The organism is Microbacterium sp., from assembly GCF_036823965.1.
Lineage (GTDB): Bacteria > Actinomycetota > Actinomycetes > Actinomycetales > Microbacteriaceae > Microbacterium.
The window spans coordinates 807,919-825,593 of sequence record NZ_DAITBE010000001.1; the positions used below are offsets into that span (position 1 = coordinate 807,919).

The following is a 17,675-nucleotide window of genomic DNA, read 5'->3' on the forward strand; positions in this document are numbered from 1 at the left end:
TCTATGTCAAAAGATAGCACCGTCCGGGACGACCTAGAATCAAGGGGATGAGCGACGAGATCACAGGAACCACGGCGGCAGAGATCGCCGACAGCGTGCGCGCGCTGCTCGAACGCGGCACCCTGCGTTCCGGTGCGCTGCTCCCCCCTGTGCGCGAACTCGCCGCGACGCTCGGCGTCAACCGGAACACCGCCGTCGCCGCCTACCGACAGCTGGCGCAGGCTGGCCTCGTCGTCTCTCGCGGGCGCGCCGGCACCGTCGTCGCCGGGATGGATGCCGTCGCGCAGGAGGGATATGCCTCCGACACCGTGCTGCGCGACGTCGGCACCGGCAACCCGGACCCCGCACTGATCCCCGATCCCTCAGCCGCACTCGCCACGGTCGCCGGTCGCCCCGTGCTGTACGGCGAGCCCGTGATCGATCGCGGACTCGAGCGCTGGGCCAACGAGTGGGTCGCACCGGATCTCGACGGCAGCGAGTTCAGGATCACGATCACCAGCGGCGCCGTCGACGCGGTCGAGCGTCTGCTCGCGCAGGCGCTGACACGTGATGACGCGGTTGCCCTCGAAGACCCGTGTTTCCTCGCCAGCATCCATACCGTTCGTCTCGGCGGGTACCGGGCTGTGCCGGTGCCCGTGGATGCCGAGGGAATGACCGTCGATGGACTGCGTGCGGCGCTCGCCGCAGGCGTCAGGGCGATCATCTGCACCCCACGCGCTCAGAACCCGACCGGCGCGAGCCTCTCCGCCGGCCGAGCCGCAGAACTTCGCGCCGTGCTCGTCGATCACCCGTACGTGCTGCTGATCGAGGACGACCACTACTCGATGCTGTCGCAGCGTCGATACGAGAGTCTGATCAGCGCGACCCACCGGCGCTTCGCGCTCATCCGCTCGGTCTCGAAGTTCCTCGGTCCAGACATGTGCCTCGCGATCGCGGCCACCGACACCGAGACCGCCGAACGTCTCGCGATGCGACTGAGTCCGGGCACCACCTGGGTGAGTCACCTGCTGCAGCGGCTGACGCTCGCGCAGCTCACCGAACCGGATGCCGTCGCCCGCGTCGCCGCCGCCGGCGCACATTACGCGGAGCGGAACGAGGCGTTCTCGGCACGGCTGCGCGATCACGGCATCCCGACTCCCGACACCGAGGGCCTCAGCCTCTGGGTCGAACTCCCCCAGCCCGCACGACAGGTCTCCGAACGACTGATGCGCCGCGGCTGGCTCGCCCGCACCGGCGACGACTTCGCCCTCGGCGATCGAGCGGAGCCCTCGCACCACCTGCGCCTGACCGTGCATGATCTGTCCGACGACGATGCGGACACGCTCGTCGCCGACCTCGTCTCCGCAGCCGGCATCCCTGCCGTCGCCGGACAGGCGACGCGATGACCACCCGACGCGGGCAGCGGCCCGCCCTGAATGAAAGGATCGGGAGATGAAGATCCTCTCCATCCAGTCCGCCGTCGCGTACGGCCACGTCGGCAACTCGGCAGCGGTCTTCCCGCTGCAGCGCATCGGGGTCGAGGTGCTCCCCGTCTACACGGTGAACTTCTCCAACCACACCGGCTACGGCGACTGGCGCGGCCCCATGATCTCCCCTGACGACGTGCGCGAGGTCATCACCGGCATCGAGGACCGCGGCGTCTTCGACAGGATCGACGCCGTGCTCAGTGGCTACCAGGGCGGCGAAGGCATCGGCGATGTGATCATCGACGCCGTCGCACGGGTCAAGGCGGCGAATCCGAAGGCGCTGTACGCCTGCGACCCCGTGATGGGCAATGCGAAGTCCGGATGCTTCGTCGCGCCCGCGATCCCGGTGCTGCTGCGCGAGAAGGTCGTGCCGGTCGCCGACATCATCACGCCGAACCAGTTCGAGCTCGGCTTCCTGACCGAGACCGAGCCGGACACCCTGGAGTCCACGCTCGCATCGGCCGATCTGGCGCGCGCGATGGGCCCGCGCACGATCCTCGTCACGAGCGTCGAGCGCCCGGACCGCGAGGAGGGCACGATCGAGATGCTCGCCGTCGACGACAACGGCGCCTGGATCGTGCAGACCCCGCATCTGCCGATGAAGGCGAACGGCTCCGGCGACGTCACCGCCGCGCTCTTCACTGCGCACTACGTCGAGACCGGCAGCGCGCAGATCGCGCTCGAGCGCACGGCATCCAGCGTCTACGACCTGCTCAAGGCCACGCTCGACTCGGGTGACCGCGAGCTGCAGCTCGTCGAGGCGCAGGAGTTCTACGCGAACCCGCGGATGCAGTTCGCCGCTCGACAGGTGCGCTGAGGCTCAGCGCGGCCAGGCGTTCGCCACGGCCTCCCGCACCTCGCCGAGGAGCTGCGGGAGCGCCTTGGTCTTGGCGATGATCGGGAAGAAGTTCGCATCCGACGTCCACCGCGGCACCACGTGCTGGTGCAGGTGTCCATCGACGCCGGCACCGGCCACGGCGCCCTGGTTCATGCCGAGGTTGAAGCCGTCGCAGCGCGACACCTCGCGCAGGACGCGCATGCCGATCTGCGTCAGTGCGCCGATCTCGGCGACCTCTTCCGGCGTCGCCTGGTCGTAGGTCGCGATATGGCGGTACGGGCACACCAGCAGGTGACCGGAGTTGTACGGGAACAGGTTCAGCAGCACGTAGGCGGTCTCGCCGCGAGCGACGATCAGCCGCTCGGCATCCGGATGCTTCGGCGCCTCGCAGAACGGGCACTCTTCGCGCAGCGGCTCGGGCCCCGCCTGGATGTACGCCATCCGGTGCGGGGTCCACAGCCGCTGGAACTCGTCGGGCACACCTGCGAAGAGCCCGGCTTCCTCCAGCTCAGCCACCGTCGGGTCCCTGAGCTCGTCGAACGGTCACGCCAGGTCCCCTGCCGTCTGCACGAGCGTGTGCGCCTCGATCGCAGCACGGATGCGGGCGACAGCGTCCGCGACCGGGACGCCGTTCTCCTGCGTGCCGTCACGGTAGCGGAACGAGACCGTACCGGCGGCACGGTCCTGCTCGCCGGCGATCAGGAGCAGCGGCACCTTGCCGGTCGTGTGCGTGCGGATCTTCTTCTGCATCCGATCGTCGGAGGCGTCGAGTTCGGCACGGACACCGGAGTCCCGCAGCGTGGTGATGACCTGGCCCAGGTAGTCGGCGAACTCGTCGGCGACGGGGACTCCCACGACCTGCAGTGGTGACAGCCACACCGGGAAGTCGCCGGCGTAGTGCTCGAGCAGGATCGCGAAGAACCGCTCGATCGAGCCGAACAGCGCGCGGTGGATCATGATCGGACGCTTCTTCTGGCCGTCCTTGTCCATGAACTCGAGGTCGAAGCGCTCCGGCAGGTTCGGGTCGACCTGGACGGTCGAGAGCTGCCAGGTGCGACCGATCGCGTCACGCGTCTTCAGGTCGATCTTGGGGCCGTAGAACGCTGCCTCGCCCGGAACCTCGGTGAGCTTGAGACCCGAGGCGACGGCGACACGGCGCAGTGCGTCGGTCGAGGACTCCCAGAACTCGTCGGAGCCGATCCACTTGGACTTCTCGTCGTCCTTCATCGACAGCTCGAGCTCGAAGTCGGTCAGACCGAAGTCGCGCAGCATCGACAGGATGAAGTCGAGGACCTTCGCGACCTCCTCCTCGAGCTGGTCGGGCGTGACGAAGAGGTGCGAGTCGTCCTGGGTGAAGCCACGGACGCGGGTCAGGCCGTGCAGCGCGCCGGAGAGCTCGTTGCGGTAGACCGTGCCGTTCTCCGCGAGCCGCAGCGGCAGGTCGCGATAGCTGCGTGCGCGCTCCTTGTAGATCAGGATGTGCATCGGGCAGTTCATGGGCTTCAGGTAGTAGTCCTGGCCATGCTTGGTGATGTTGCCCTCGTCGTCGCGCTCCTCGTCCATCACGATGGGCGGGAACATTCCGTCCTTGTACGTGACGAGGTGGTTCGAGGTGAGGAAGAGGTCTTCCTTCGAGATGTGCGGGGTGTACACGTAGGTGTACCCGCCCTCGATGTGGCGCTTGCGGGCGTGCTGCTCCATCTCGCCACGGATCATGCCACCGCGGGGGTGCCACACCGACAGACCGGAGCCGATCTCCTCGGGGAACGAGAAGAGGTCGAGCTCCTTGCCGAGGCGACGGTGATCGCGCTTGGCGGCCTCTTCCAGACGGTGCTGGTAGGCGCGCAGCTCGTCCTTGGTCGGCCAGGCGGTGCCGTAGATGCGCTGCAGCTGCGGGTTCTTCTCGCTGCCGCGCCAGTAGGCGGCGGCGATACGGGTGAGGTCCCAGCCGTTGCCGATCATGCGGGTGTTCGGCAGGTGCGGTCCGCGGCAGAGGTCCTTCCAGACGACCTCGCCGTCACGCGTGGTGTTGTCGTAGATCGTGAGCTCACCCTCGCCGACCTCGACGGAGGCGCCCTCGGCGACCTCCTTGCCAGGGCCCTTGAGACCGATCAGCTCGAGCTTGAACGGCTCGTCGGCCAGTTCCGCGCGCGCCTCGTCGTCGGTCACGACACGACGGACGAACCGCTGCCCCTCGCGGATGATGCGCTGCATCTCCTTCGAGATGGCCTTGATGTCTTCAGGGGTGAACGGAGTCTCCACGCCGAAGTCGTAGTAGAAGCCGTCGGTGATGGGCGGACCGATGCCGAGGTTGGCCTGCGGATTGATGCGCTGCACCGCCTGCGCGAGCACATGGGCCGCGGAGTGGCGGAGGATGTTCAGCCCGTCCGCGCTGTCGATCGTGACCGCCTCGACCTCATCGGTGTCTGTCACGGTCGTGGCGAGATCCTTGAGATCGCCGTTGACGCGCATCGCGACGACGTTTCGGTCAGTGAACAGGGCGAAGCCGTCATTCGGCCGGGCGTTTTCAGGCACAGAAACTCTCCATCTGGGTCGATACCCAGGGTACTCGCATGGCCAGGCCCTCCTGACCGCTACGCGACGGTATCGGATGCCGCGTCGGATGCCGTCGGCGCGAGGATGATGATGGCCGCGCCGAGCAGGGCGATCGCCGACCCGATCCAGTCCCACATCGTCGGCTTGAACCCGTCGACGATGATCCCCCATGCCAGCGATCCGGCGATGAAGATGCCACCGTACGACGCGAGCACGCGCCCGAAGTTCGCGTCCGGCTGCAGTGCGGCGATGAAGCCGTACGCGCCGAGCGCCATCACGCCGAGCACCGCGAAGATCCACCCGCGGTTCTCCTTGACCGCCTGCCAGATCAGCCAGGCGCCGCCGATCTCGGCGACGGCGGCGAGAACGAAGAGGATCAGGATGCGCGCCACTGTCATCGCTCCAGTGTGGCAGTCGGTCGCGCTCAGCCGCGCTGATCGGAGCCGCTCGACGGGATGACGAGCCCCGACTCGTATGCCTGGATCACGAGTTGCGCCCGATCGCGTGCGTGGAGCTTCGACATGATGCGGTTCACATGGGTCTTCGCTGTGTGCGGCGAGATCACGAGACCCTCTGCGATGTCCTGGTTCGACGACCCGCCGGCCACGAGCAGCAGCACTTCCCGCTCCCGCTCTGTGAGCTGGCGCAGCGGCTCGCGCTCCCAGGCGTCAGCCCGCGGATGCTGCGGCAGCACAGAGCGCTCGATCAGCGCTCTGGTGGCGGCCGACGACAGCAGGGCTTCGCCGCGGTGGACCACCCGCACAGCGCTGACGATGTCTTCCGGCTCGGCACCCTTGCCGATGAACCCGCTCGCACCGGCGCGAAGTGCGGCGACCACGTAGTCGTCTTCCTCGAAGGTCGTGAGGATGAGCACCCGGGTCGTCGTCGACAGCGGCGTGCTCATGATCTGCGCGGTGGCGGCGATGCCGTCGAGTTCCGGCATCCTGATGTCCATCACGACGACGTCCGGCGTCGTCTCGTGCACGGCCGCGACCGCCTCGCGTCCGTTCGACGCCTCGCCGACCACCTCGATGCCGCCGTCGACGAGGATGTCGCGGACTGCCTGCCGCACCAGCGGTTGATCATCGACGACGAGCACCCGGATCATCGCGTCTCTCCGTCGAGGGGGATCCGAACCGCGAGGTGGAACGCGTCGCCGTTCCGAGCGGTCTGCGCCTCTCCTCGGACCGCGACGACGCGCTCGCGCAGCCCGCGCAGCCCGTGCCCACCGCCCTCCGCCACGGCGTCCGATGCTGCGACCGCTCGGTTGGCGACGCTGATGCGGAGCGCCCCGTCTGCCGCCCGAAGTCGCAGGATCGCACTGCCGTCCGCCCCGTGCTTGTGCGCGTTCGTCAATCCCTCGAGGACGACCAGGTACGCCACGTGATCGCTCGCCGGCGACAGGGTGGGACGATCGGGATCATCCTGCAGATCGACGTCCAGCCCCGCCGCACGGAACTGCGTGACCAGGTCGTCGAGCCCGGCGAGGCCGACCTGCGGATGGAGGTCGCGGAGGTCGTCCGGATCATCCGAGCGGAGCAGCGCCATCAGCCCGCCGATATCAGCGAGCACCGTGCGAGAGGAGCGCCGGATGGTGCTCAGGGCCTCTCGTGCACGCTCAGGACGGGTCTCCAATGCGGAGGACGCCACACCCGCGTTGAGGCTGATGACCGAGATCTGATGCGCGACCACGTCGTGCAGGTCGCGGGCGATGCGCACCCGCTCCTCGGCGACGCGTCGCCGCGCCTCTTCATCACGCCCCTGCTCGGCCCGCTCCGCTCGTTCGGTCATCGCGGAGACGAACTCGCGTCGCGACCGGGTCGCATCGCCCAGCGCACCGGCCAGCGCGATGATGAGGATGAACTGCAGCGCGCGAGGATCGAAGAGATCGCCGTCGAGCGGGATCGCGTTGGAGAAGAAGACGACCGCCGTCGCCGCGCTCACGGTCACGATGCCGACCAGTCGCCCTCGGCGATCGACGACGGCGAACGCGCTGATCGCGACCGCGATGAGCCCGCTCGGCGACAAGACACCCGTGACGGCCAGGGTCACCGCGCACAGCAGGCTGACCGCGAGCACGACGAGCGGACGCCGTCGACGGAACGGCATCGCGGCCGCAGGGACGAGTGCGACGACGAGCCACCACCCGCTTGCGCGGAACGCCTCGTCCGGGAACGGCGACACGGCGAACAGCACGACGACGACCACGGCGATCGCGTCGCCGAGCGGCGCCGCGATTCCTGGATGACGAGGTGCCGGCATCTCTCCAGTATTCCCCGCGCCGCCGGCTCCCGGATCCCCCGCCGGGATGAGCTGCGTGTACTGCGATCGCGGTACACGGGTGTCTGCGGCAGGTCGATGCAGCAGCGGATGCTCAACGGCACGCTGGAATGAGGGCGCACAGCGCGTGCGTCGAGAGAGGTCGGCATGAAGAAGCCTGTCAAGAGAGTGCTCATCGCACTCGCATCCGTCGTCGCTGTGATCGCAGTCGGACTGGCGACCACCACCGTGGGGAACGCGGTGGCCACAGCGGTCGAGCAGGATCGCATCGAGCCGTACGGCCAGAAGGTCACGGTGGACGGGCATGAGATGAACGTCTCGATCACCGGCGATGGTCCGGAGGACATCGTGCTCCTGCCTGGGTTCGGCACCGCATCGCCCGTGCTCGATTTCGAGCCGCTCGTCGCCGACCTCGCGAAGGATCATCGTGTCATCGTGGTCGAGCCGTTCGGCTACGGCCTGAGCGATGGCACGGATCGTGCCCGCACCACCGACAACATCGTGACCGAGACGCACGCCGCACTCCAGGAGCTCGGCGTCGACGACTACGTCCTGATGGGGCATTCCATCGCCGGCATCTACGGCATCCAGTTCGCGAACCGGTATCCCGATGAGGTGCGGGCGTTCGTCGGGATCGACAGCAGCGTTCCAGGGCAGCCCGGTTCGGAGACGGAGCTGCCGGTCGGGCTCTTCGGTGCTGCGAAGAATCTGGGGCTGGTCCGACTCATCGCGTCGTTCCGCGGCACTGGCTACGACGAGTCCGTCTACTCGGAAGAGGCGCAGGAGCAGATCGCCCTGCTCACGAACCGGAACACGCTGAGCCCCACCTACCTGAATGCGATGTCACTGCTCCACGCGAACTTCGAGGATGCGCTCGGCACGAGCTTCCCCGAAGACCTCCCGCTGCTGCTGTTCGTCGTTGCGAACAATCCGACCGTGCCCACGTGGCTGGAACTGCACGAGGAGCAGGCGGCGGCCGTCGCGGACGGCACCGTCGTGCCGATCGACGGGGAGCATTATCTCCATCACGCCAACGCGCAGCAGATCGCCGACGAGTTCCGCGCCTGGGAGCGCACGAGGATGCCCGCCGCCGAGTGACGTCGGAACCCGGGTGTGCTCAGCGCCGGCTGAGCTCACCCGATCCCGACACGTCCTTCGTGACGCGGGCGTCGCCGCCGTAGGAGACATCACCGCTGCCGTCGAGCACGACCTCGAGCCCCGCAGTCGCGGTGATGTCAGCGCCACCCGCACCGTGAACGCCGACGAACGCACTGATGCTGCGGAGGTCGGCGGCCTCGTACTCCCCACTCCCGTTCAGCTCGACCCGCTGCGTGTCTGCGGTCCCGTCTACGGCGGCTCCGCCCGAGCCGTCGATGCGTACCGTCAGGGTCTGCACCTTCGCGCCCGCGACGGTGACCTCGCCGGAGCCGTCCATCGTGATGTCGGTGCTCGCCGCGTCGATGCCCGTGGCCAGGACGTCGCCCGAACCGCTCGAGACGATCACCGGCGCGCTCGCGCCCGTGAAGTCGACCGTCGCGTCGCCTGAGCCGAGCACGGTGATCGATTCCAACGACGTCACGGTGAGCTCGTAACTGATCTTCCCGCCGGGCAGCATCGATCCGTCCTTCATGTCCAGACGCAGCACGCCGTTCGAGACCTCGGCCGTGAGACGGTCGATGATCCGCTCTCCGGCGGTCACAGTCAGAGCGGGAGCTGCGCCGACCGAGACCGTCAGGTCGCCCTCGGTGCTGAGCTCGACCATGCGCACATCGGAGATCTCGCGCTGCTCGGAGATGCGTGCACCCGCCTCGATCGACGAGCACCCGCAGAGTGCCGTCGCAGCGGCGGCGACGAGCACGGCGGCCGAGAATGTGAGAAGACGTGAGCGCATGCCATCAGCGTAGGTATCCGACGAAGCCTGACGACAGCTACCGGGGTGCCATTGTGGTCTGCCTCCTGGGTATGAGTCCGAATGCACCCTGCCGGAGAACTTCACGTAGCGTGAACGGATGGACAGAGCAGTCGCACGATGGATCCTGGCGATCGCGCTCGGCGCGATCGGGGTCAGCCATTTCCGCAGCACCCGTGGATTCCGAGTGGTGGTTCCGGACTGGGCCACCCGCCTGACCCGACTCGACAAGGATGCGATCGTGATCGCGTCCGGTGCAGCGGAAGTCGCGCTCGCCGCAGGGCTCCTCGCACTGCCAGGGGAGCGCCGCCGAGTCGGCTGGGCGACCGCCGCGTTCTTCGTCGCCGTGATGCCAGGCAACGTCCACCAGTGGCAGACGAAGCGATCGACGCCGGGACTCGACACGGATGCTCGACGGTTCGGCAGGCTGTTCCTGCAGCCGCTCCTGGTCGCCTGGGCGCTGTGGTCGACCGGTGGCGAGGCGCCGCGTCGCCGGAACCGCCGTCGGCGCTGAAGGACGGGCAGTGACCGTGAGCTCGGAGAGAATGGTGCCATGACGTCCCCTTCGCTCGTGTGGTTCCGCGATGACCTCCGCCTGGCCGACAACCCGGCACTGCGGGCGGCGATCGATCGAGGAGAACCGGTCATCGCCCTGTATGTGCTCGACGAGGAGTCACCCGGCATCCGCGCTCTCGGGGGCGCTGCGCGCTGGTGGCTGCACCACTCGCTGGCATCGCTCGACGAACGGCTCCGAGAGCGCGGCGGTGCGCTCGTGCTGCGTCGAGGTCCGGCCGAGCGGGTGGTCCGGGAGACCGTGACGGATGCCGGAGCCGGCGCCGTGTTCTGGAACCGCCGGTACGGGGGCGCCGAGCGCGAGATCGATGCGTCCCTGAAGTCGTCGCTCCGGGCCGATGGACTCGAGGTCGCCTCGTTCGCGGCATCGCTGCTGCACGAGCCGTGGACCGTGACGACCGGCAGCGGCACGCACTACTCCGTCTTCACGCCGTTCTGGCGCGCATGCCTCGCACTTCCGGCCCCTCGCGCTCCGCTGCCAGAGCCTCGAACGGTCGAACGCCCGACTCGTCTCCCGGCATCCGATTCCCTCGACGACTGGGAGCTGTTGCCGACCCGTCCCGACTGGGCCGGCGGCTTGCGCGAGACCTGGGAGCCCGGCGAACCGGCCGCACGGCGGCGCCTGCGCACCTTCCTCGACGAAGACCTCGCGCACTACGACCGTGCCCGTGATGAGCCCTCGGCCGGAGCCACCTCGCTGCTGTCTCCGCACCTCCGCTGGGGCGAGATCAGCCCGTTCACGGTCTACGACGAGGCGGTCGCGGTCGACGGCGCCGGCGGATTCCTGTCGGAGCTCGGGTGGCGCGAGTTCGCCTGGCACACGCTCTACCACTCGCCCGATCTCGCGACCCAGAACCTCCGGCGCGAGTACGATGCCTTCCCCTGGCCGCGCCTCCGCCCGACCGAGCTCGCGGCATGGCAGCGCGGCGACACCGGCATCCCGCTCGTGGACGCCGGGATGCGCGAACTCTGGCACACCGGATACATGCACAACCGCGTGCGGATGGTCACGGCATCCTTCCTCGTGAAGAACCTCCTGATCGACTGGCGGCAGGGCGAGCAGTGGTTCTGGGACACGCTCGTCGACGCGGACGGCGCCAGCAATCCCTTCAACTGGCAGTGGGTCGCCGGCTCCGGCGCCGATGCCGCGCCCTACTTCCGCGTGTTCAACCCGGAACTCCAGGCCAAGAAGTTCGACGCGCAGCGGCTCTACATCAACCAGTGGGCGGCGGATGCTCCGACCGAGCCGATGGTCGATCTCGGCGAGACGCGCAAGGCGGCGCTCGCCGCCTACGACGAGTTCAGGCGGGCGACCAGAAGCTCCGACTGAGCACTCCCCGCCGCGGCGCGTCATGGGCGCGACATGCCGCGAGTTTCATCGCCCGCAAAATTAATCCAATCCGCGCAGAGGTTCCCTCCGAACCTCTTGTATGTCGCTCTCCCCCTCCGCGCCATCATTTCTGCTGTCTCGCATCGTCACCGCTGTGCGAGAGGCCGTGCCGCAGCTCGCCGCGTTCGGCGGCGTCGGTCTGCTCGCCTTCATCGTCGATGTGGGCGGATACAACCTGCTCCGCGCCACCGTGATGGCCGACCAGGTCATCTGGGCGAAGGTCGTGTCCGTCACGGTCGCCACCGGCGTGGCCTGGCTCGGGCACCGCTATCTCACCTTCCGCACCACACGCCGACCGGCTGTCGCGAAGGAGCTCCTGCTCTTCGTGCTCGCCAACGGCGGCGGGCTGCTCATCGCCGCCGGCTGCCTGTTCGTCTCGCACTATGTCCTCGGATTCACGTCCGCGCTCGCGGACAACATCTCCGGAAACGTCATCGGGCTCGTCCTCGGCACGCTCTTCCGGTACTTCACCTATCGGTTCCTCGTCTTCCGGACCCCGCAGGAGGCAACAGCATGATCCTCCCCTTCACTCTCCGCCCGTTCGAGACCGACCCGGCTCCCGATCCGCTCCTCACGCCGGAGCCGAATCAGGCCCCCGCTCCCGACAGCGTCCCGAACCGCGAGGTCGTCGACCCTGGGCTCGCAGATCCCACACAGGGAATGACGGGTGTGGACTGGACAGCGGTCATCGGCTACAGCGGTCTCGTCGCCATCGCCCTCTCGCTCACGCTCGTGGCAGTGACGACGCTCTGGTGGATGCTCTACGCGTGGCGCTCGAAGACCACGTACGACAGCACCGCGTTCTCCAAGGAGCCGCACGCCCCGCAGCACACCTTCACACTCCTCGTGCCAGGCCGGCATGAGGAGGAGGTGATGGGCCAGACCCTCGACGCGCTCGCCGCGCAGACGCACCCGGACGTGCAGATCATCGCGATCGTCGGAGACGACGACCCTGGCACCACCGCCGTCGTCCGAGCGGCCGCCGCCCGGCATCCGGATCGCATCGAGGTCGTCGTCGACGACAGCGTGCCGAAGAACAAGCCGAAGGCCCTCAACCGGGCGCTCCCGTACGCCGCTGGCTCGATCATCGGCGTATTCGACGCCGAGGACGAGGTGCACCCAGAGCTGCTCCGGCACATCGACTCCAGGTTCACCGAGACCGGAGCGACGGTCGTGCAGGGCGGCGTGCAGCTCATGAACTTCCGGACCACGTGGTGGTCGCTGCGCAACGTGCTCGAGTACTACTTCTGGTTCCGCTCGCGGCTGCACTTCCACGCCGGCGCGCGCTTCATCCCGCTCGGCGGCAACACCGTCTTCGTCAAGAAGGATGCGCTGGTGCGCAACGACGGCTGGGATGCGGAGTGCCTGGCCGAGGACTGCGAGCTCGGCGTCCGCCTGTCGAGCCAGGGTGAGAAGGTCGTCGTGGCCTACAGTCCCGAGTACGTCACACGCGAGGAGACGCCCGGCACCCTGAAGTCCTTCTACAAGCAGCGCACGCGCTGGAACCAGGGCTTCCTCCAGGTGCTCCGCAAGGGCGAGTGGCGTTCGCTGCCGACCCGCTCGCAGCGGCTCTTCGCCCGCTACATGCTGGCGATGCCCTTCCTCCAGGCGGCCACCGGCCTCCTGATCCCGATGTCCGTGTTCCTGATCCTCGTGGTCAAGGTGCCGACGGTCGTCGCGCTGCTCACGTTCATCCCGCTCGCGCCGACCCTCGTGACCGTGGCGGTCGAGATCGCAGGCCTCGGCGAGTTCGGCAGGCTCTACGGGCAGAAGGTGCGAGCGCTCGACTATGTGCGACTCGTGCTCGGCACGATCCCCTTCCAGGTGCTGTTGGCCGGCGCCGCCATCCGCGCGGTGTTCCGTGAGCTCCGCGGAGAGCGTGGTTGGGAGAAGACGGAACACACCGGCGCGCACCGGGAGGATGACCCCTCGACGACCGTCACCGTGCAGGACCGCATCCCCGAGGGGGTCGCAGCATGAGCACCACACTCGAGCGGCCCACCGAGTCGCAGATCACCGAGCATGAGACCCCGCAGGCCGAGCATCGTCCGCCGATCGTCGTGCTGAGCCAGGGTGTGCGCCGCGTCGGCTCGTGGATCCGCGCGAACGCCCGCGATCTGTACTGGCTGTTGCCGGTGCTGCTGGTCAGCACCCTCGTCAGCTTCATCAACGTCGGCGGATCACCGCAGCGCATCGATGACGAGGGCACGTACACGGCGCAGGCCTGGGCGGTCACCCACCTCGGTGAGCTCGCCCACTACACCTACTGGTACGACCACCCGCCGCTCGGCTGGCTGCAGATCGCCGGCTACACGCAGCTCACCGGTGCCTTCGAACGCTGGGACATCTCGGTGCTCGCAGGACGAGAGGCCGTGCTGGTCGCCTCGCTGATCGCGGTCGTGCTGCTGTGGGCCCTCGCCCGCCGACTCGGCATGTCTCGTGGCGCCGCCGCTGCCACCGGCCTGCTGTTCGCGCTCTCGCCGCTGGCGCTGCAGTTCCACCGCACGGTCTACCTCGACAACGTCGCGGTGCCGTGGCTGCTGCTGGCGTTCTTCCTCGCGACGAACCGGCGAGGACAGCTCGCGGCGTTCGCCGGCTCCGCGCTCGCGTTCGGGATCGCAGTGCTGAGCAAGGAGACCTTCCTGCTCGCGCTGCCCATCCTCATCTGGGTGATGATCCGCAGCGCCCGCCGGGAGACGCGTCGCTACACGCTCTCGGTCGCCGCGAGCATCCTCACCCTCATCGGGGGCAGCTATCTGCTGCTCGCCGCTGTCAAGGGCGAGCTGTTCAGCGGCGCCGGCCGGGTGAGCCTGATGGATGGCATCACCTTCCAGCTCGGGTCCCGTGACGGCAGCGGCTCGATCACCGACCCGGACTCGCTCATCAACCGCACGCTCGGCATGTGGTGGCAGCTCGACCCCGTCTTCATCGTGGCCGGCCTGCTGGCCGCCGTCGCGGCGCTCTTCATCGCACGACTGCGGCCCTACGCGGTGCTGGTGCTCGCGATGACGGCGTTCATGTTCCGCCCAGGCGGCTACCTGCCGGTGCCCTACGTGATCATGCTGCTGCCCTTCGGCGCCCTGCTCATCGCCGGTGTCGTCGACGCCGCGTTCGCCCGACTGCGGCGAAAGGGCGCCGTACGGCGCCGACTCGCACTCGGCACCGTCGTCGTCGCCTCGATCGCGGCCATCGTCGCCGTGCCGCTGTGGACCACGCAGCTCCGTGGATTCGTGCTCGCCGACCTCGATCAGCCGCTGCGCGGCGCACAGGAATGGCTCATCGAGAACGCCTCGACCGATCAGCGCGTAATCGTCGACGACGCGATGTGGGTCGACCTGGTCAAGGCCGGCTGGGACCGCGACAACGTGATCTGGTACTACAAGCTCGACACCGACCCCGCCGTGCAGGCCCAGTCGCCGAACGGCTGGCGCGACGCGGATTACGTCGTCACGACGGACTCGATGCGCACCTTCCCCGGCGCCTTCCCGCAAGTGCAGGACGCGATCGACAACTCCGTCGTGGTCGCGTCCTTCGGGGCGGGCACGCAGGCCGTCGAGGTTCGCCGCGTGGCGGTGGACGGAGCCGAGCAGGCGGCGGTCTCCCAGGAGGATGCCGCGGCATCCCGTGCCGCACTCGGAACCCAGCTGGTCACAAACCCGCAGGTGACGCTGCAGGATGTCGATCGTGACCGCCTCACCGCAGGACAGGTCGATGCCCGGATCACCGCCGTGCTCGGCGCGCTGGCCGGCTCCGGCTCCGTCACGGTCTCCGGCTTCCCCATCGTCGACGGTGAGGACGACCGACCGTTCCGGCAGGTCGCCATCTCCTCGATCGGGGGCTTCCCGACCGTCGCAGATGGCGCGCTGAGCGACGACGCGCGAGCGCTGGTCGACACGCTCTCCGGCACCTACGAACCGAGCCGCATCGAGATCGAGGGCGACAGCATCGTGCTCCGCTACCCGGTCTCGTTGCAACCCACGCTTCCCTGACCTTTCACCCCCATCGAAGGAGCACATCATGAAGAATTCACGATTCCCGCACCTGACAGCCGCCCTGGCGACGGGAGCGACCGCAGTGCTGGTCGCGGTCGCCGCTCCCCTGCCCGCCGGCGCGACGACGACGCCGACCGCAGACTCCGGTGCGGTCTCGACCGCGGTCGGCGACTCGACCGGCTGGCTGCGGCTCGGCCATCTCTCCCCCGACACGAAGTCGGTCGACGTGAGGGTGTCCGCCCTCAGCGGTGGTTCGACCGTCTTCGAGCTGGACGGCGTCGCCTACGGTGACGTCTCGACCTACCAGTCACTGCCCGCGGGCAGCTACACCGTGAGCATGGTCCCCGCGGGAGCATCCGGTTCGAGTGTCCCGGTGATCTCCGAGACCGTCACGATCTCGGCTGACACCGCCACCACCGTCGCCGCCTACGGCCCGACGGCCGATCTGCAGGTTCGCGCCTTCGAGGACGACCTCACCCAGCCGAGCAGCGGCTCTGCGCGCATCCGCCTCATCCAGGCATCCACCCTCACTCCCGAGGTCGATGTGTCGACCTCGACGGGCGACTCGATCGCACAGGATGCGAAGGCCGGTTCCGCAACCGGCTACGCGGAGATCCCCGCCGGCGACTGGTCGCTCGAGCTCACCGGCAAGGGCGTCAGCGACACCGCGGAGGTGTCCGTCGACCCAGGCAGCGTCACGACGCTGTTCGTGCTCGACACCTCGAGCGGCGGACTCACCATCCTCCCGGTGCTCGACAGTGCCTCCGTCGGCGCCGCGCCTGACGGCGGTGTCGACACTGGTGGCGGCTACCTCGCATCCGCTGAGGTGAGCACGGTCGCACCGGCGAAGCTCCGGGGAGGGCTGCTCTGATGCGCCGCGGAACCATCATCGGGATCGCAGCGGGCGCGGTCGCCGTGACAGCGGGTGCCGCAGTGCTCGCCGTCGGGCTCACCACGTCCGACCACGCTCCGCCGGAGACGGCACCGGCGCCGGGAGCGACCTCGACTCCGCTGCCCTCGGATGGGAACGGAGCCCCCGAACTCGACGCGCCAGCGCTGGCTGCGGCGTTCCTCGACGAGTGGGTCGAGGACGGACGCGTCGTCCGGCACGACGAGGGCGGCGACACCGTCAGCGAAGGACAGGCCTACGGACTGTTCGCCGCTGTCATCGCCGACGACGAGCAGTCCTTCGACGAGATCTGGGACTGGACGACGGAAGAGCTCGTGCGCAGCGACGGTCTGATGGCCTGGCGCTGGGACGACGGCAGCGTCGTCGATGACGAGCCCGCATCCGATGCGGATCTGGATGCCGCGCGCGCCCTCGTGCTCGCGGGAGATCGATTCGACCGCGCCGATCTGCGCGAGGCAGGCGTCGGACTCGCGACCGTGATCGCCGATCGGCTGACCGTCGAGACTGAACGCGGCCGCATCCTGCTCCCCGGCCTCTGGGCTGCCGACCGGGAGCCGTACGCCTACAACCCGAGCTACGCGTCGCCCGTGGCGTACGAGGTGCTCGGCGACGCGACCGGCGACCCGCGGTGGGCCGAACTCCAGGCGGGAAGCGCCGACGTCACGGCCGAGATCCTCGGCGCGACCGACCTGCCGCCGGACTGGGCGCAGGTGCACGTCGACGGGCTCATCGAACCGATGCCCGGCCCCCTCGGCGAGGGCGACCCCGTGCAATACGCCTTCGACGCTCCTCGCCTGATGCTGCGGTACGCCGAATCCTGCACGCCTGACGACGTCGCACTCGCAGGACTGCCGTTCGCCACGCTCGACCGCGAGGAGGACGTCTCGTCCCGCCTCGACCTCGGCGGCGGCCCGCTCTCGGACGAGCAGTCCGCGCTCGGGTTCACCGCGCGCGCGGCGTCGGCTCAGGCGTCCGGCGACGCCGCCGCGAGCATGGCCGACCTCGAGCGCGCCGCAGCGCTCAGTGCCGAGTACCCCACCTACTACGGCACCGCGTGGGTCATGCTCGCCACGGCGATGCTCACCGGCGACTCGCTCGGCGGCTGTGCGACGGGAACGGTCTGATGGTCAGGGGCAGTGGGATCCGCGCGCTGGCCGCGACAGGAGCGTTGACGATCGCGCTGCTCCTGGGCGCCTGCGCGCCGACCGGAGGTGCGGCCTCGCCGTCGTCCAGCGGATCCCCTGCCCCGTTCTCCGCCGGCGCACTTCAGGATCCGTCGGCTCCGACCTCGTCGCCGGAGTCTGCGGCCGGTGTGCCGCAGCGCGTGCAGATCCCGTCGATCGGGGTGGACTCCGCCCTGGAAGACCTCGCGCTCGGCGACGGCGGGCGACTCGGCGCCCCGGTCGACTTCGATCTGGCCGGCTGGTACGCCGACGGGGTGGTGCCCGGCGACGTCGGACCCGCGATCATCGCCGGCCACGTCGATTCGCCGACGGCTCCTGCCGTCTTCGCGCGGATCGGCGAGCTCGTTCCCGGCGCCGAAGTGATCGTGACGATGTCGGACGGCTCGGCACTCACCTTCGAGGTGAGCGGCTCTGTGCAGTCCCCCAAGGCCGAGTTCCCGACCGCCGCCGTGTACAGCAATGTGCCGGCACCGGAGCTCCGGCTCATCACCTGCGGCGGCGTCTTCGACACCTCGACCGGCCACTACCTCGACAATCTCATCGTCTTCGCGCAGCTTCGCCGCTGAGCACCGCCCTG

The 17,675-nt window shown here is 68.8% G+C and carries 17 protein-coding genes; 11 read left to right on the top strand and 6 right to left on the bottom strand.

Annotated elements, in window-relative coordinates; genetic code table 11:
* Positions 1–47: 47 nt before the first annotated feature.
* Both V7Z82_RS03930 and pdxY read left to right on the top strand, forming a co-directional pair.
* A complete protein-coding gene (locus V7Z82_RS03930) occupies positions 48–1,385 on the top strand; it encodes an aminotransferase class I/II-fold pyridoxal phosphate-dependent enzyme (protein ID WP_334148178.1) in 1,338 nt (445 codons plus the stop codon).
* A gap of 46 nt (positions 1,386–1,431) precedes the next feature.
* Complete coding sequence (pdxY, locus tag V7Z82_RS03935) at positions 1,432–2,283, top strand: pyridoxal kinase PdxY (RefSeq protein WP_334148180.1); 852 nt, start codon at positions 1,432–1,434, stop codon at positions 2,281–2,283.
* Between the two features lie 3 nt (positions 2,284–2,286).
* Here pdxY and V7Z82_RS03940 read toward each other — a convergent pair whose 3' ends face one another.
* From V7Z82_RS03940 to V7Z82_RS03960, 5 genes are all read right to left on the bottom strand, one after another.
* Positions 2,287–2,820 (bottom strand): HIT family protein, encoded by a 534-nt coding sequence (locus tag V7Z82_RS03940; protein ID WP_334148182.1) that lies wholly within the window; start codon positions 2,818–2,820, stop codon positions 2,287–2,289.
* A 27-nt stretch (positions 2,821–2,847) separates the two neighbouring features.
* Positions 2,848–4,776 carry a threonine--tRNA ligase gene (thrS, locus tag V7Z82_RS03945; protein WP_334148342.1) on the bottom strand — a complete coding sequence of 643 codons (1,929 nt, stop codon included), beginning with the start codon at positions 4,774–4,776 and terminating at the stop codon, positions 2,848–2,850.
* 122 nt (positions 4,777–4,898) lie between these two features.
* Positions 4,899–5,258: a YnfA family protein gene (locus V7Z82_RS03950; protein WP_334148184.1), complete on the bottom strand. Its 360-nt coding sequence runs from the start codon at positions 5,256–5,258 to the stop codon at positions 4,899–4,901.
* Between the two features lie 26 nt (positions 5,259–5,284).
* Complete coding sequence (locus V7Z82_RS03955) at positions 5,285–5,968, bottom strand: response regulator transcription factor (RefSeq protein WP_334148186.1); 684 nt, start codon at positions 5,966–5,968, stop codon at positions 5,285–5,287.
* Positions 5,965–7,122: a sensor histidine kinase gene (locus V7Z82_RS03960; protein ID WP_334148188.1), complete on the bottom strand. Its 1,158-nt coding sequence runs from the start codon at positions 7,120–7,122 to the stop codon at positions 5,965–5,967. Before V7Z82_RS03960 ends, V7Z82_RS03955 begins: the two co-directional genes overlap by 4 nt.
* Positions 7,123–7,287: 165 nt before the next feature.
* Between V7Z82_RS03960 and V7Z82_RS03965 the strand changes: the two genes are divergently transcribed.
* Complete coding sequence (locus V7Z82_RS03965) at positions 7,288–8,238, top strand: alpha/beta fold hydrolase (protein ID WP_334148190.1); 951 nt, start codon at positions 7,288–7,290, stop codon at positions 8,236–8,238.
* A gap of 19 nt (positions 8,239–8,257) precedes the next feature.
* Here V7Z82_RS03965 and V7Z82_RS03970 read toward each other — a convergent pair whose 3' ends face one another.
* Complete coding sequence (locus V7Z82_RS03970) at positions 8,258–9,031, bottom strand: GIN domain-containing protein (protein ID WP_334148192.1); 774 nt, start codon at positions 9,029–9,031, stop codon at positions 8,258–8,260.
* A gap of 118 nt (positions 9,032–9,149) precedes the next feature.
* On the opposite strand from V7Z82_RS03970, the gene V7Z82_RS03975 reads away from it, so the two are divergent.
* The 8 genes from V7Z82_RS03975 to V7Z82_RS04010 all read left to right on the top strand — a co-directional run bounded on the left by V7Z82_RS03975 (position 9,150) and on the right by V7Z82_RS04010 (position 17,664).
* Positions 9,150–9,563: a DoxX family protein gene (locus tag V7Z82_RS03975; RefSeq protein ID WP_334148194.1), complete on the top strand. Its 414-nt coding sequence runs from the start codon at positions 9,150–9,152 to the stop codon at positions 9,561–9,563.
* A 39-nt stretch (positions 9,564–9,602) separates the two neighbouring features.
* Entirely contained in the window at positions 9,603–10,952 is a 1,350-nt protein-coding gene (locus V7Z82_RS03980; protein ID WP_334148196.1) for a cryptochrome/photolyase family protein, read from the top strand.
* A gap of 100 nt (positions 10,953–11,052) precedes the next feature.
* Positions 11,053–11,529: a GtrA family protein gene (locus tag V7Z82_RS03985; RefSeq protein WP_334148199.1), complete on the top strand. Its 477-nt coding sequence runs from the start codon at positions 11,053–11,055 to the stop codon at positions 11,527–11,529.
* Positions 11,526–12,992, top strand: a complete 1,467-nt coding sequence (locus V7Z82_RS03990; RefSeq protein ID WP_334148202.1) for a glycosyltransferase — start codon at positions 11,526–11,528, stop codon at positions 12,990–12,992. Before V7Z82_RS03985 ends, V7Z82_RS03990 begins: the two co-directional genes overlap by 4 nt.
* A complete protein-coding gene (locus tag V7Z82_RS03995) occupies positions 12,989–15,001 on the top strand; it encodes an ArnT family glycosyltransferase (RefSeq protein WP_334148204.1) in 2,013 nt (670 codons plus the stop codon). Before V7Z82_RS03990 ends, V7Z82_RS03995 begins: the two co-directional genes overlap by 4 nt.
* 28 nt (positions 15,002–15,029) lie before the next feature.
* Positions 15,030–15,875, top strand: coding sequence for a DUF4397 domain-containing protein (locus V7Z82_RS04000; protein WP_334148206.1), 846 nt, complete (start codon positions 15,030–15,032; stop codon positions 15,873–15,875).
* Entirely contained in the window at positions 15,875–17,038 is a 1,164-nt protein-coding gene (locus V7Z82_RS04005; RefSeq protein ID WP_334148208.1) for a glycosyl hydrolase family 8, read from the top strand. Before V7Z82_RS04000 ends, V7Z82_RS04005 begins: the two co-directional genes overlap by 1 nt.
* On the top strand, positions 17,038–17,664 hold the full coding sequence (locus tag V7Z82_RS04010; protein ID WP_334148210.1) for a class F sortase: 627 nt from the start codon (positions 17,038–17,040) through the stop codon (positions 17,662–17,664). Before V7Z82_RS04005 ends, V7Z82_RS04010 begins: the two co-directional genes overlap by 1 nt.
* Positions 17,665–17,675: the final 11 nt, after the last annotated feature.

Excerpts from the sequence above, each read along its gene's own strand:
- pdxY (WP_334148180.1), top strand. The coding sequence starts at position 1,432 with ATGAAGATCCTCTCCATCCAGTCCGCCGTCGCGTACGGCCACGTCGGC.
- V7Z82_RS04010 (WP_334148210.1), top strand. The coding sequence starts at position 17,038 with ATGGTCAGGGGCAGTGGGATCCGCGCGCTGGCCGCGACAGGAGCGTTG.
- V7Z82_RS03965 (WP_334148190.1), top strand. The coding sequence starts at position 7,288 with ATGAAGAAGCCTGTCAAGAGAGTGCTCATCGCACTCGCATCCGTCGTC.
- V7Z82_RS03990 (WP_334148202.1), top strand. The coding sequence starts at position 11,526 with ATGATCCTCCCCTTCACTCTCCGCCCGTTCGAGACCGACCCGGCTCCC.
- V7Z82_RS03950 (WP_334148184.1), bottom strand. The coding sequence starts at position 5,258 with ATGACAGTGGCGCGCATCCTGATCCTCTTCGTTCTCGCCGCCGTCGCC.
- thrS (WP_334148342.1), bottom strand. The coding sequence starts at position 4,776 with ATGCGCGTCAACGGCGATCTCAAGGATCTCGCCACGACCGTGACAGAC.
- V7Z82_RS03985 (WP_334148199.1), top strand. The coding sequence starts at position 11,053 with ATGTCGCTCTCCCCCTCCGCGCCATCATTTCTGCTGTCTCGCATCGTC.
- V7Z82_RS04005 (WP_334148208.1), top strand. The coding sequence starts at position 15,875 with ATGCGCCGCGGAACCATCATCGGGATCGCAGCGGGCGCGGTCGCCGTG.
- V7Z82_RS03995 (WP_334148204.1), top strand. The coding sequence starts at position 12,989 with ATGAGCACCACACTCGAGCGGCCCACCGAGTCGCAGATCACCGAGCAT.
- V7Z82_RS03975 (WP_334148194.1), top strand. The coding sequence starts at position 9,150 with ATGGACAGAGCAGTCGCACGATGGATCCTGGCGATCGCGCTCGGCGCG.
- V7Z82_RS04000 (WP_334148206.1), top strand. The coding sequence starts at position 15,030 with ATGAAGAATTCACGATTCCCGCACCTGACAGCCGCCCTGGCGACGGGA.
- V7Z82_RS03970 (WP_334148192.1), bottom strand. The coding sequence starts at position 9,031 with ATGCGCTCACGTCTTCTCACATTCTCGGCCGCCGTGCTCGTCGCCGCC.
- V7Z82_RS03955 (WP_334148186.1), bottom strand. The coding sequence starts at position 5,968 with ATGATCCGGGTGCTCGTCGTCGATGATCAACCGCTGGTGCGGCAGGCA.
- V7Z82_RS03960 (WP_334148188.1), bottom strand. The coding sequence starts at position 7,122 with ATGCCGGCACCTCGTCATCCAGGAATCGCGGCGCCGCTCGGCGACGCG.
- V7Z82_RS03980 (WP_334148196.1), top strand. The coding sequence starts at position 9,603 with ATGACGTCCCCTTCGCTCGTGTGGTTCCGCGATGACCTCCGCCTGGCC.
- V7Z82_RS03930 (WP_334148178.1), top strand. The coding sequence starts at position 48 with ATGAGCGACGAGATCACAGGAACCACGGCGGCAGAGATCGCCGACAGC.